Below are 13312 nucleotides of genomic sequence, written 5' to 3' on the forward strand. Positions count from 1 at the left end.
GTTCAGGATTTAGCCTTTTATGACCTTCATCCCTGATTCACCGTCTGATGCTCCCAAGTCGCCCAAGCGTGACAATCGCATGTCGTCGATCCGCGATCGCATAGTTGATTTTCTAACCAGCGATACGTTCTTGTTCATCGTCAAGCGCGTTTTGCAGGCTATATTTACGCTGTTTCTGGCCTCCATTCTGGCCTTTTTCGTGATTCAACTTGCTCCGGGCGACTACGTTGATAAGTTTCGCCAAGACCCATCAGTTTCCGCCGAAACGCTGCAACAGCTCACAGAGCGATTTGGTTTGGATAAGCCGGCTTGGGAGCGCTACTGGCTCTGGCTCAGACAAGTGGTGTTTAATCAGGACTTTGGTAACAGTTTGACCTATCAACGGCCTGTGGTGGAACTGTTGTGGGAGCGGGCGTTTAACACGCTGCTGCTGTCTATTTCTTCGTTCTTGTTAACCTGGGCAGTTGCGATTCCCTTGGGCATCGTTGGCGCAGTGCGGCAAAATCAGTTTGCTGATCGGGGTTTGCGAGTTTTGTCGTACCTGGGACAGGGAATGCCGAGCATTGTCACGGGCCTACTCTTCTTGATGTTTGCCCAGGCCACATCCCCAATTTTTCCCGTGGGCGGCATGACCAGTATTAACCATGCGGATCTCAATCCGATTGGTAAGGTGTTAGATATCGGCTGGCATATGATTTTGCCAACCTTGGCGCTGAGCATTACTAGCTTTGCCGGACTACAGCGAATTATGCGGGGTCAACTGCTGGACGTGCTGCGGCAGGACTATATCAAGACAGCAAGAGCCAAGGGATTACCCGAGAATCGCGTGATCTATGTTCATGCATTGCGCAACGCCATCAACCCGCTGATCACTCTGCTGGGCTTTGAGTTTGCGGGTTTGCTGGGTGGAGCGTTTATTACCGAGACGTTTTTTAACTGGCCGGGTCTGGGTCGCCTAACCCTGCAAGCGGTGATCTTTCAGGATGAATATTTGATTATGGCGAGCTTGATGATTGGTGCAACGATGCTGATTGTTGGTAACTTGCTGGCTGATCTGATGTTGAGGGCAGCCGATCCGCGGATTAGCTTTACCGATATCAAGTAGTCCTGATCAAACCGTCCCAAGTTGTACTAAGTTGTACCGTTCCATAAGCCTATGGTGGTTTCACAGATTCATTATTTATTGCGATCGCGCATGGATGGCCAGTATTTGGTGGCTCATCCACGACGCACAACCGATACAGAAGAAGCGGCGGCACCGCAGGCTGGTTTTTTGCTGCTGTTCCAGGAGCAGTATGAGGCATTGAGCTATCTGAATACGCACGCTCCCGATGTCGCAGATCGGTTTGCCGTCGAATCGGTATCGGGGACTCAACTAGGCAAATTACTGGAGCGCTGGGGCTTTATCGGGGTGGGGTTAGTCAAAGACCCCTTGACTTCAAATATCGAGTTTTTAGTGCGCGAAAAGTAGATTCAGCCACATATAGCAAAGCGGGGCACATTGTGCCCCGCTTTGCTATATGTGATGTAATACAGAACCTAGCTGGCTAGATAGCCTCGAATATTGGCTTTCTTCCGACGCAGATGATCAAGTGCCTGCCGTTCAAGCTGGCGTACCCGCTCACGGCTAATGCTCATCCGCTGACCAACTTTAGCCAAAGATAGCTCATGACCATCATTGAGGCCAAACCGCAGCGTCAGCACTTCTCGCTGCTGAGGAGTGAGTTCCGACAGCATCCCCTGGATGTCAGACCGCAACGACTCCTGCACCGTATAATCTTCCGGCGATGCATCTTCGTCTTCTAATAGGTCTTGCAGCTCGGTATCTTGATTGTCACCAATCCGCAGATCTAAGGAGACGGGCTGACGAGCCATCAGCAGATATTCACGTACCTGTTTCGGTTCCAGCTCCAGCGCTTCCGCAATCTCGACGGCGTTGGGGCTACGACCTAACGTTTGGGATAGTTCGCGCTGAACTTTCTTGATTTTGTTCAGTTTCTCAGTAATGTGAATCGGCAAGCGGATCGTACGAGCCTGCTGTGCGATCGCACGTGTGATAGCCTGACGAATCCACCAGTAGGCGTAGGTTGAGAATTTGTAGCCCTTAGTGGGGTCAAACTTCTCTACACCACGCTCTAGGCCCAGCGTCCCCTCTTGGATTAAGTCAAGAAACTCTAGATTCCGCTTTTGGTATTTTTTTGCGATCGCAACGACTAGGCGCAAATTCGCCTCAATCATTTTTTGTTTCGCACGCTGTCCGACCCGCAGATGCTGCTCTAGCTCATCTACAGTCATATCAGCTTTATCAGCCCACTCTTGCTGAGTCGGCTCGCGCTCTAGCGTTTCGGTCAAATTCGCCTGGATGTCGAGCAGTTCCATTAGCTGCTGAACTTGCTTACCCAACACAATTTCCTGCTCATGGGTCAACAAGGGAACTCGACCAATCTCATGCAGATAGGTTCGTACCATATCCGCTGAGAAGGTGGGTTTAGTATTCTTCTGGATTTTTGCGTTGGGCATGGGGTTAAACAACTCCAATCGAAATAAATTCGGCAACAGGGAAGAACAAGGATAGTAGAAGTAAAAAGTTAGAGAACCTAGAGGACAGAGCCTACGAATATTGCTCTGGGTTCTAGAATGAAAGTAGACAGGTGAATGAAACCAAAACGGTCAATCTTAAAAAAGAGCTATAACGAAATTGAAAGGGCAGCGTTGAAACTCAGAACCAGCCTGCGCTTTGGTGTGGCGGGTTGAGGTGATGAACATTACAGAAGCTTGGGGGATGTAACAGCTACAGAGATAGGGTCAAGACTTTAATCAGTCGAATTCATAAACCCATTTGCTGATGGAGCGAAATCAGGAGCATAATTAACTGTTGGGAAAGTTCAACTCACAGATTTAAACGGCTCAGCCACCAATTCTAACAGCTCAATAACGGCTCAAGTGCCAAGCGGCTTCAAAACGACTACAGATGCTAATTCGGAATCATTATGAGTTTAGTTTATCACGCTTCAATATCTAGCCTAGAAATGAATTGATTGAAATAACTCATCCTGTTGATAGAATCTGTTTGGGGACTAGGGGACGATTGAGTTTATTACTGGCGAGTTATGTAAATTATGCCTGAACCATTTAGCGGGGGAAATACGGATAACCCAACCAGAATAGATCGCGTTAGCCCTACGTATGTAGTCCCGGTAGATCGGGTGGCGGAAGCATACTAAATTCACCTCATCGATCATGAATTACATGGCATTTATCATTAGCATTGGCAAGTTTGAGTAACCCTCACCCCCACGCTTGAAGACGGCTTTGTTAAAGACTGCTCTGTCTTTTAGCCACTTAGTTTGGTTCATGTAGGTAAAAAATCGGTAAAGTGACCTGCCAGTTTTTATACCAAGCCTCATGTGAATAGACCCGACTCTTTCTAGAGAAGCGCCTGCGGTGCAAGCGTGACTAGAAATAGCGGTAGGGTTTTAGCTAGGCTTGACGCTATCTGTATAACGAAAATAACGGAACGAATGTTCCATTACCCTATCATCACCCCAAAACCTGAGATTTTGCAGAGAATTTTATGAGATCCTTAGTATTCACCGTTAGTTCAGTAAAACTTACATCCGAAAAAGAAAATTGGTGAATCAGGTCATGATTTCTTGAGGTCTAAACCCAAAGCGGGTATTCTGCTGCCGCATGACGGTGCAGAATACCCGCTTTGGGATATTTGGGGATATTAATTCTCCTACAACGCATGATGACAGGGGCTTGAGTCACCGGATTTTGCAGCCAAAGTCAAAACTGATTGATCAAATCGGCTTCTTTAGTGGGATGGGTTGAAAACAGGCAGTTCTCAAAGTTGATTGTTTCCAACAGCTCTAGCAGTACCCCATTTGTCCAGCCAAAGCCGATTTCGTTGCTGCTGTAGCCAAAGTGAATTTCTGAAGACACATCCCCGGTACAGGCTTCCACATCGTATTTTTCGAGCAGTGTACCCGTGCGCTTGAACTCTTTCACGAGTAGACTGATGAACTTGCCTGCAATTCGCTTTGCTTCTTCTTCATAGCCATAGCGACGCAGTCCTTCAATCGCAATCCAGTTTAGCGGTGCCCAGCCGAAGGGGGCGTCCCACTGATTGCCCGTGACGGTGGTGCTGGTGCGCAATCCGCCTGGGCATTCGAACTTGTGAAGGTTTTCTACAACGCGCTTGGCCTGCTGTGGGGTGGCGATGCCGACCCAGAGGGGATAGAACGTGGTGATGTAGTCGTAGTAGCGATGCTGACCCGTACGGAAGTTGTAGTCGTAGTACTGCCCCTGCTCCTCATCCCAGAGAAATTGATTGATTAGTGCTCGCCGCTTGATGGCGCGATCGCGCCAGGAAATCCAGGCATCTTTGTGGCCCAGGATGTCGTTAATTTCAGCGATGTCCCGTTCCATTTGGTAGAGCAGCACGTTGAGACAAACGGGGGCATAGTGGATAATATCGACGCTGAAAGGGCCGAAGCGGTTAGTGGGGTCGAGGCCTGACTCCCGCATGGCTCGGTCGCCTTTGAAAAAGAGATTGGTTAGCTGGTTGCGATCGCGGTCGTAATACAGGTTGACGTCGTAATCTTCGACCACATGATTTTGGTAGTAGTCGCAGATGCGATCGTAGTGAGTGCGACCATACTCATCCCGTTCCGATACGACTACTTCTGGGGCAGGGCCTTCGCCGAGATCGTAGTAGTGGGATAGTCCGGTGGACTGATTGAGATGGGGCGGCACCGTCCAGAAATAGTAGTAACTCTCAACCGCAGGTAGCGTAGACAGCAACCACTCCCGATCAACGTTGTACTGATACTGAGCCAGGATCATCAGCGTGAGCACAGGCGGTTGCGATCGCGTCAGCATGTAGGTGCGATTCGCGTTCAGCACCGTGCCATAATGCTCCACCTCGTAAATCATCTGATCGACGAGGCTTTGGGCCAGATCGACCTCGCCATCGCGCAGTAAGCCAAGCTGAATAAAGTAGCTGTCCCAGCCGTACATTTCGTTGAAGCGACCTCCGGGCACCACGTAATCATGGGGCAGATAGAGCAGACCGTGTTCTTCAATTTGGTCGATTTCGGCTGGTAGTACCCGCAGATCAATGCGGCTGAATTCGCTGGGCGGCAATACCTGTTTGAGGTGGTTGCGCACGCGCTCAATATCTTCTTTGATGGAAATATAGACGGGCCAGCGAGTGTTTCGCTCATGATCCACTTTTGAATCTTTAGCCGCAGCCAGGATATGTTCAGTTGAGCGGGTCAAGGTTTTCCAGGTGCGCTTAATGTAGTCGCGGACTGCTTCAATATCTTCAGATGGAGGCAGTAGGGAGGTGGAAGTAGAGATTGAGGTGGAAGTTGATATCACAGAATTAAGGGGAATTCAGCAAACTTTACTTTTTCTTAAGTTTGTTTTTTGGAGATTAACATCTTTTGGGACTTGACACCATTTGAGCGACGTCGCTACAGCCGATGCAGAACTTGTGCTCTATTCAGTTTGCTTTGGAGGAAACCCCAGAACAAACCGAATAGAGCACTCAAGACAACGAAGCGTAGATGCGAAGCGGCTTTCCCCAAGTGGGAGCAACGAAGCCTTTGTGTAGCTGTAATTTAGAAATTGCTTTGAAGAACGATTTGTATCGTTAAAACTGTTGCCAAGGCAACTTATGCAGTCGGTAGAAACCCTTACGAGATTTCCCCTAAAACAAACTTGATGTCTACTTGTCCAAGCTCACACAGGATTCAAATAATGCAAAGGGAAAACGCTGACGGTTCAAGAAATGTTCAAAAAACTATGGCTTTAGTTCGATTTTTCTTGGCATCAGTTGATATGGGCCTGTATCCGTATCATTTCTTACAGTTTTATGGCGTGGAGTAAGATCGAATTGGCTACAGCGTTGTCAGAATAATTTGGGGCCATAACGAAGAAAGGGTTTTACTGCACGCAGTAAAACCCTTTCTTTTTTTCGTGTTGCTGATGCTATTGGAAAATTCTCCAAGAAGCGTGAATTGGATAGAGCCGCAAACTGTAGGGATGGGTTTCGTCGTCAAGTTTATGACACGGTGCAGATTGATCTGCTAAACCCACCCCTACCCAATATCGAACTTGTTTATCACAACGCAACTAAATTAGCTTGGTGTACTCACTAATAACGCAACTGGAAATTGGTTAAGGATTTGGGAGATGGGTAAGACCGATTGCCCAGAGAGGGATTCATTCGTGATGGTGTTGATCCAGTTGACTTGGTTGCCGTTGGGAATCTCGATGGCGGTGTTGCCCCAAACAGCATCACCCAGGGGAAACTCGGAGGGATGAACTAGCTTTACTAGAAAGCGGGGGACTACCGTGAGCGCCACTTGATTGCCAAACTGGCGAGCAAAGGCGACGACGTGATCCTGATAGTCGCCCGTGACCTTGATCGGTAAATAGCTACCCTGCTGAAAAATACCGACATATTTGGTACGAGCAGCCAGTGCCTGCATGATTAAAAACAGCTTGATGCGACCGTCGGCAGCCTGCGATCGCAACTCTTTCAATAATCCAGGCATATCGGCAGCGGTGCGATCGCGCAGGTTTTGCAGAGCTTTGGCTCGCAGTTCGTAATCGACGGGGCGGCGGTTATCCGGATCGACCAGGCTCAAGTCCCAGAATTCGGTGCCCTGGTAAATGTCGGGTACGCCAGGTGCGGTAATTTTAATCAGCAGTTGGGAGAGGGAGTTGAAAATGCCGTAGGCGGCAACCTTCTCGTTAAAGGCATGAAGTCGCTGGAGAAATTCGTTGTCCTCTCGCTGTTCCATTAGCCCATCAATGAAGGCGACAAATCCTTCTTCATATTCGGTATCGGGTCGCAGCCAGGCAGTGTGGACTTTGGCTTCTCGTACGGCTTTGACGGCGTAGTCTTTGATGCGATCGCGGAAATTCTCATGGTCGTAGGGAGCAAAGGGCAGCGCACCGACCAGGGTCTGGTAGAGGAAATACTCGTCGTTGGCATCGGGAATCAGCCGATCCTCACCCGTTTGCTTGTGGACATGGTTCAACATGCGCCAGGTTTCCACCTCGACATCCCATTCGTCGGGGATTTCCGACAGCACGTTGAGTCGTGCCCGGATGTCCTCGCTGCGCTTGGTGTCGTGGGTGGAGGTGGCATTGAGGGCGTGGGGCCAATGCTCTCGCTGATATTTGTGGAAGGCGTGAAATTCGGGTAGCGAAATGGCAAATTCATCAGGCGACCCGCCCACTTCATTGAGTGATGTGAAGCGGTAGTAAACATACAGCAGCGTGTCTTCAATGCCTTTGGCCATCAGCGGCCCAGTGAATTGCTGGAGCCACATAACAAAGTGCGTCCAGCGATCGCGCTCTTCTTTGGTCAGCCAGTCTTCATGCTCCAGCAGTAACAGCTTTTGAATGAAGTCTAGCTCTTTGGTGAGCTGCGGGCGGCGGGCTTTGGCCTGACGGATCACGCGCTGAACGTAAGTGCGATCGCGTTCGTCAATGCCCTCATTGGTAATGTAGGTGCGATAGATGGGGAACAGCACCAGCACTTCCATCACTGCGCGCCGCAGACCGTTGAGCGTAAAGTCACTGGCGTAGCGATAGCGCCCGGCAATGCTCTTGAGCTGATTGGCTAAATTTTCAATATCGCCCGCCAGATTTGTCTCGGCAATCAGCTGCTTTTTCTCCAGTGCCAGCTCTTTATAAGGCTCGTAGAGTCCGGTAAAGCGGTAGTAGAGCCGGGTGAGGGCATCTTCGCTTTCCGATTGGCAGAACAGACGGTTGACGGTGTTCAAAAAGTCGTAACCGGATGTGCCCTGAATCGGCCAGTCGTTGGGCAACGTTTCGCCTGGTTCCAGAATTTTTTCTACAACGATGTAGGTGTCGTCGCCTAAACTATCGCGCAACTGGTGCAGATAGCGTTCTGGATCGTATAGCCCGTCAATATGGTCAATGCGAATACCCGTAAACTGTTCCTGATTAATCGCTTCGCAAATTAGTTTATGGGTGGTGCGAAAGACATTTTGCTTTTGCACATTGACGCTAATCAGCTCATTGACCGTGAAAAAGCGGCGATAGTTAAGTTCTTCGGCTCCCACTTTCCAGAAGGACAGCCGGAAAAACTGGTTAGACAGTAGCCGATCAAGGGGATCAAAGCTGCTGGGATCGTTGGCATCGCCGTTAAAATAGGCCAGATTATGGTCAATAAACTGCTGAATCTCTTCATTGGACTGATACAGTTCCCACAGCATGCCTTTGACAAAGGCAACCTGATCGCGGCGCTGCTGCCCCGTGGTATCGGCGATTGAATGCCGCAGCATGTAGAGCACGCCCAGCAGCTTAATAAAGTCGGGATGCTGTCGTCCTAGCGATCGCGCCAGTCGGCCCATATCGTAGGTAATCAAGTCAGAGTAGGACTCGACGCGCAGGGGGAATCGGTTGTTGTAGTAGTTGACGGCTAAGCCCGCTTCGTCATAGCTGAGCTGGAGTTCACCCCGCTCCAAGCACCTGCCGTAGAAGTCTCCCAGCAGCGGCGTCAGAATCTTGCCCTGCAAATCGGGATAGGGATGCTCCCACTGAATATCAAAAAAGCTGAAATATTCGGAATCTGGCCCATTTTCCAATACGTCCATCAGAAACTCATTCTGGGTATCATAGGCCATGTGATTGGGCACAATGTCCTGAAGCCAGCCCATGCCCTGATCCCGCAGCGTCTGCACCAAGGCTTCAAATGCTTCTTCTCCACCGAGTTCCGGATTGAACTGACGCGGATCGACTACGTCATATCCATGTGTACTGCCCTCACGAGCCTTAAAAATCGGTGAGGCATATAAATCGGAAATACCCAGTTCCTTCAAGTAAGTTGCGATCGCATGAGCATCCTTGAAGGTAAAGTCGAGATTGAACTGAATTCGATAAGTCGCAACAGGAATTCGCATAAGCTCTGGCTGACTCCTAGTAGTTGCTAGATAGTTGGATTTCTAAAAGTTGATGGTTGATGGAAAGTTGATGATTGATGGTGATTGGGTTGATGGTTAGTGGTTAATAGTGATGATTAAGGTTCAGGATTGATAGTGGGAAGCTTAGTTGATTGGTAGGTGGTAAGAGTTCAGGTTAATTGTTGTCGGTGCGTTTCGTTTTGCTCAACACACCCTACAAAGACTCTCTCCCTGCTTTCCTGCCCTTTACATGCCTCCATATCTACCCCTTCCCCCCATAAACCGCCACACTCCAAGGAGAAACTGTCAGCGAATCCTGAGAATCAGAGGTTAATGTTTCTGGCAGGGTTGAGCCCTTGCCTTTCCAGCGGGAATCGGCGGAATCGAGCTGTTTTTGCCAGGTTTGTCCGGCTAGCCAGTCGGTGGGGATGGGGGCGGGATTATCGTTGAAGCTGAAGAGAGCGAGCGTTTGCTCATCTCCCTGCCAGCGGCGTAGGGCGAGGACGCGATTAGCTTCATCGCTGGATGCTTCGAGACAGGTGCGATCGCAGTTCATCAAGGCCGGGGAACTGCGGCGCAGTTTGATCAGCGTTTGATAGAACTCCAGCAGCACGCCATGTTGACCTTGGGTGCGCTTGTCCCAGTTCAGCGTGCTGGTTTGAAAGGCTTCTTGGCTGGCGGCATCGGGTGGTTCGCCTTCGAGGTGAAAGGCTTCAAATTCGCGTTTGCGGCCTTCGCGGACGGCTTGGACGAGATCGGGATCGGTGTGGCTGATGAAGTAGAGGAAGGGAGCATCTTCTCCATATTCCTCGCCCATGAACAGCATGGGGATGGCGGGAGCGAGGATGAGTAGGGCTGCTGCCAGCTTTTGGGCTTCAAACGAGACGAGATGGGACAGCCGCTCACCTAACATGCGGTTGCCGACCTGGTCGTGATTCTGGACGGCAACGACGAACTGAAACAGGTTGCATTCGCTGGGATCGCTGCCGTGGTAGCGCTGCCGATCATGGGAATAGTCCCAGGTGTAGGCAAAGCTCTTGCGCCAAACTTTGGCCAGTTGCTCACAGGTGCCGAAGTCCTGGTAGTAGCCAATATTTTCACCCGTCAGCAGGGTGTGAACGCAGTGGTGGTAGTCGTCGCTCCACTGGGCGTTCATGCCGTGACCATTTTGCGATCGCGAACGAACAACCTCTACGTCGTTCAAATCGCTCTCGGCGATTAAGTAGCGCTGAAACTGGCTTTGCTGGTTCAACTCCGCCACCCGATCGGCCATTTCGGCCAGGATGTGATAAGCTCCGTAGTCATAAATGGCGTGGACGGCATCCAGGCGCAGGGCGTCAATGTGATACTGCTCCAGCCAGTAGAGCGCATTTTCAACCACAAAGTTGCGTACGCCGGGGCTGTCAGCATCGTCGAAGTTGACGGCATTGCCCCAAGGGGTTTTGTAGTGGGCGGTAAAGTATGGCCCAAACTGGCCGACATAGTTACCTTCGGGGCCAAAGTGGTTGTAGACCACGTCCATGACGACGGCAATTCCCTGCTGATGGCAGACGTTGACCAGTCGTTTTAGACCTTCTGGGCCACCGTAGGAATTTTGGACGGCGTAGACATAGGTGCCGTCATAACCCCAGTTGCGATCGCCCGGAAATTGGGCGACGGGCATAATCTCAATTGCGTTAATGCCTAGTTCTTTCAGATCGGATAGTCGATCTGCGATCGCATCAAATGTGCCCTCTGGCGTGAATGTGCCAACGTGCAGTTCGTAAATAATGTAGTCGGCCAGCGGAATGCCTCGCCAGTCCTGATCTGTCCATTCAAATGCATGGTGCGAAACGATTTGGGATGGCTGATGCGGCCCTGCGGGCTGAAAGTGAGAAGCCGGATCGGGAAAGCTGTCTGTCCCGTCGAGGCGATAACGGTAGCGAGTATCCGGCGGTAAGTTTGAAATTTTCACCTGCCAGTGTCCTAGTTCGGCGGGCTGCATCGGTACCCAGCGCGGCTCTGGGGTAAGTAGTTCGACGTCAACCTGCTGACGCTGCGGTGCCCAAACAGTAAATTCCCAGTCTTGATTGCCAACCCAGGCTGCGCCTAGTCGCATAGTTGTCCTCTGACCCGTTTACAAGATGTAGGTGACTGAAATGATGTAAATTGACGCAGTTCATTTGCGCGATTCTATTCTCAAGTTCTCTTGAAAGTAAAACATCTATCGCGAGGGAGGATTGCTATGGAGACTACTGGCTAAACCCAAAAACTAGAAGAGCCATTCTGTCGCCGTTGATAGCAACAAAATGGCCGTTCTAGTATCAAGTCCGCATATAAGAACCTAATTTACTTTTTGTGAAACGCTTGCTCCGCAAGCGTTTGTTGTTTAGCGTAATGCTCTGCTAGCTTGCCCTCGATCGTTTTGCCCTCACCCTAAATCCCTCTCCCGCAGGAGAGGGACTTCCGATCCGGCTCCTCTTCTCCTGTGGGAGAAGGGGCTGGGGGATGAGGGCATTCTATGCCACGCTAAACATATACCCACAAACGTTTCTCAATGAGTCAATTGGCTGAACTTACATCTTGCACCAAACCCAAGAAGCGGTTGTTTTGCCGCCGCATCGCGGCGGCAAAACAACCGCTTCGGGTTCTCAAAGTGCAAGATGCAAGATGTAAGCTGAATGTGTCGTTTAATATTGGCTACCCGTTGCTTCTGGAAATGTCCGATCAAACTCGTCGAGTAGGTCGTCCATTTCTTCTAGTGCCTGGTTAACATCAATTCGTAGGGTGCCTAGGTTGGGCTGTTCTAAAAGCTTGACGAGGGCTTGGCGCTTGCTTTGAATGATTTCAATCCGTTCGCGAATTTGGGTTAGATCCATAATGATGTCGGGTAATGTGCATATAAATTCGTGTGGTGCCTGATCCAGACAGGCCGCTGTTCTTATCTTAAGGGGAAATCTGCGATCGCACTATTTACACCAGGCATACAGCAATAGTGTCTGGTAGGGGCGTTAGCGTAGCCATGCCCGAAGAGCTATATGGCCATTCGCCCTTACGTAAGGTCGCACAAATATTTGATCGGCGACAGGCATAAGGGCAGATTTAAGGGGATGATGGAGTCAGGACATCATTAACTGATTCTGATCAACGATATTTATTTTTTCTTCATACTATGCTGCGTCAATTTCCCCTGGGAGCAATTGGACTTACGGTTGGAGGCATTCTGACCGTCATTGGTTTTGCGGCCTATTTTGCCGAGCAGGCAACGCTCAACCTGGTGGGTTTCTTTTACGGCATTCCCATTTTGCTGGGCGGGTTAGCGCTGAAGGCGTCTGAACTGAAGCCTGTGCCGTTTACTGAGCCAACCTCACCAGAGGTGCTGGAGCTGCGGAAAACCCAGGCGACTCAAACTCAAACTCAAATTCGTAAGGATGTCACTCGCTATCGCTACGGCCAAGAGGTTCATTTAGATACGTCTCTAGAAGCACTGGGGTTAAGTCGCAATGACGAGGAGCGCCCTACTTTGACCGGAGTGCGCGAAACCCAAATCGGCGGCGCTTATACGCTGATTTTGGAGTTTGACTCGCCGAATATGCCGTTTGAAACCTGGGAGAAAAAACGCGATCGCATTGAGCGCTTTTTTGGGCCTGGCATCCGATTAGATTTAACCCAGCCGACTGAAGACAAAGTTGAGGTGTCGCTGATTACCAGTCCAGAGGCAGCAGGTACACCCGCAGCCGTGTAAACAGGGTTAAACATTGTGTAGGGGCGAATGGCCATTCGCCCCTACACAATGTGGACGGTTTCAGGTTATTTCTCCAAGCGAACAACGTACCACTGTACAGAATGACCGGGTTCTGTTTCAAATTCGCAGGACGTGTTGATCAAATGCTTCACCTGCTCGTCAATCTGGTCATATCGGGCTAGGCTGCGCGGCAAATCGGCTTGATGGGTGCGCAGGACATCCGTCAGTTTGGCTTCTAATTCCTCAGCATCGAGAAACTGCTCCGGTTGACCTGGCTCAAGCAGAACAAACATTTCTTCCTGATACATCAGTGAATCGGGCATGATTTCGTCGCTCCAAACAATTGGACAGTGCCAGCGGGCTGCATGAGCAGCGCCAGCTTCTTTCTGAGTCTATCGCGCGTCAATTGCGTTTGCGATCGCACAGCCGCACCTCGGCACTGAACCTAAGGAACGTTTAAGGTTTGGGATGTTCGGCGAAAGGAATTGTCTCAGCGAAATCAGGTTATGAAATATCAACCTTTGGCGACTCATCCTCCTCAACCTCGACTAGAAGAGATGTTAGGATGAAGGGGATACACCGCAATCTCGACCGATTTACCGGGGTTTCTCATACTTACCAGATTGAGCGACCTTGAAAG

Annotated in this window: 9 protein-coding genes; 3 read left to right on the top strand and 6 right to left on the bottom strand. The window is 50.2% G+C overall.

The features are described from left to right. Positions 1–19: 19 nt before the first annotated feature. Together AC286M_RS15765 and AC286M_RS15770 are read left to right on the top strand one after the other, a co-directional pair. A complete protein-coding gene (locus tag AC286M_RS15765) occupies positions 20–1105 on the top strand; it encodes an ABC transporter permease (RefSeq protein WP_488205293.1) in 1086 nt (361 codons plus the stop codon). A 51-nt stretch (positions 1106–1156) separates the two neighbouring features. Then, on the top strand, positions 1157–1471 hold the full coding sequence (locus AC286M_RS15770; RefSeq protein WP_488205294.1) for a hypothetical protein: 315 nt from the start codon (positions 1157–1159) through the stop codon (positions 1469–1471). 68 nt (positions 1472–1539) lie between these two features. Here AC286M_RS15770 and AC286M_RS15775 read toward each other — a convergent pair whose 3' ends face one another. The 5 genes from AC286M_RS15775 to AC286M_RS15795 all read right to left on the bottom strand — a co-directional run bounded on the left by AC286M_RS15775 (position 1540) and on the right by AC286M_RS15795 (position 11806). Continuing rightward, positions 1540–2520 carry an RNA polymerase sigma factor, RpoD/SigA family gene (locus tag AC286M_RS15775; RefSeq protein WP_488205295.1) on the bottom strand — a complete coding sequence of 327 codons (981 nt, stop codon included), beginning with the start codon at positions 2518–2520 and terminating at the stop codon, positions 1540–1542. Between the two features lie 1269 nt (positions 2521–3789). Beyond that, positions 3790–5385: a trehalase family glycosidase gene (locus AC286M_RS15780; protein ID WP_488205296.1), complete on the bottom strand. Its 1596-nt coding sequence runs from the start codon at positions 5383–5385 to the stop codon at positions 3790–3792. 761 nt (positions 5386–6146) lie between these two features. Beyond that, positions 6147–8948 carry a malto-oligosyltrehalose synthase gene (treY, locus tag AC286M_RS15785; RefSeq protein WP_488205297.1) on the bottom strand — a complete coding sequence of 934 codons (2802 nt, stop codon included), beginning with the start codon at positions 8946–8948 and terminating at the stop codon, positions 6147–6149. A gap of 262 nt (positions 8949–9210) precedes the next feature. Continuing rightward, positions 9211–11046: a malto-oligosyltrehalose trehalohydrolase gene (gene treZ, locus AC286M_RS15790; protein ID WP_488205298.1), complete on the bottom strand. Its 1836-nt coding sequence runs from the start codon at positions 11044–11046 to the stop codon at positions 9211–9213. Positions 11047–11617: 571 nt separating this feature from the next. Next, entirely contained in the window at positions 11618–11806 is a 189-nt protein-coding gene (locus AC286M_RS15795) for a hypothetical protein (protein WP_488205299.1), read from the bottom strand. A gap of 293 nt (positions 11807–12099) precedes the next feature. Here AC286M_RS15795 and AC286M_RS15800 point away from each other — a divergent pair, with 293 nt between their 5' ends. Next, positions 12100–12672 (top strand): DUF2854 domain-containing protein, encoded by a 573-nt coding sequence (locus tag AC286M_RS15800; RefSeq protein WP_488205300.1) that lies wholly within the window; start codon positions 12100–12102, stop codon positions 12670–12672. 65 nt (positions 12673–12737) lie between these two features. On the opposite strand, the gene AC286M_RS15805 is transcribed toward AC286M_RS15800, so the two are convergent. Further along, on the bottom strand, positions 12738–12995 hold the full coding sequence (locus tag AC286M_RS15805) for a CRR7 family NDH-1 assembly protein (protein ID WP_488205301.1): 258 nt from the start codon (positions 12993–12995) through the stop codon (positions 12738–12740). Between the last annotated feature and the right edge of the window lie 317 nt (positions 12996–13312).

It is taken from the genome of Thainema salinarum CENA647 (genome assembly GCF_057732415.1).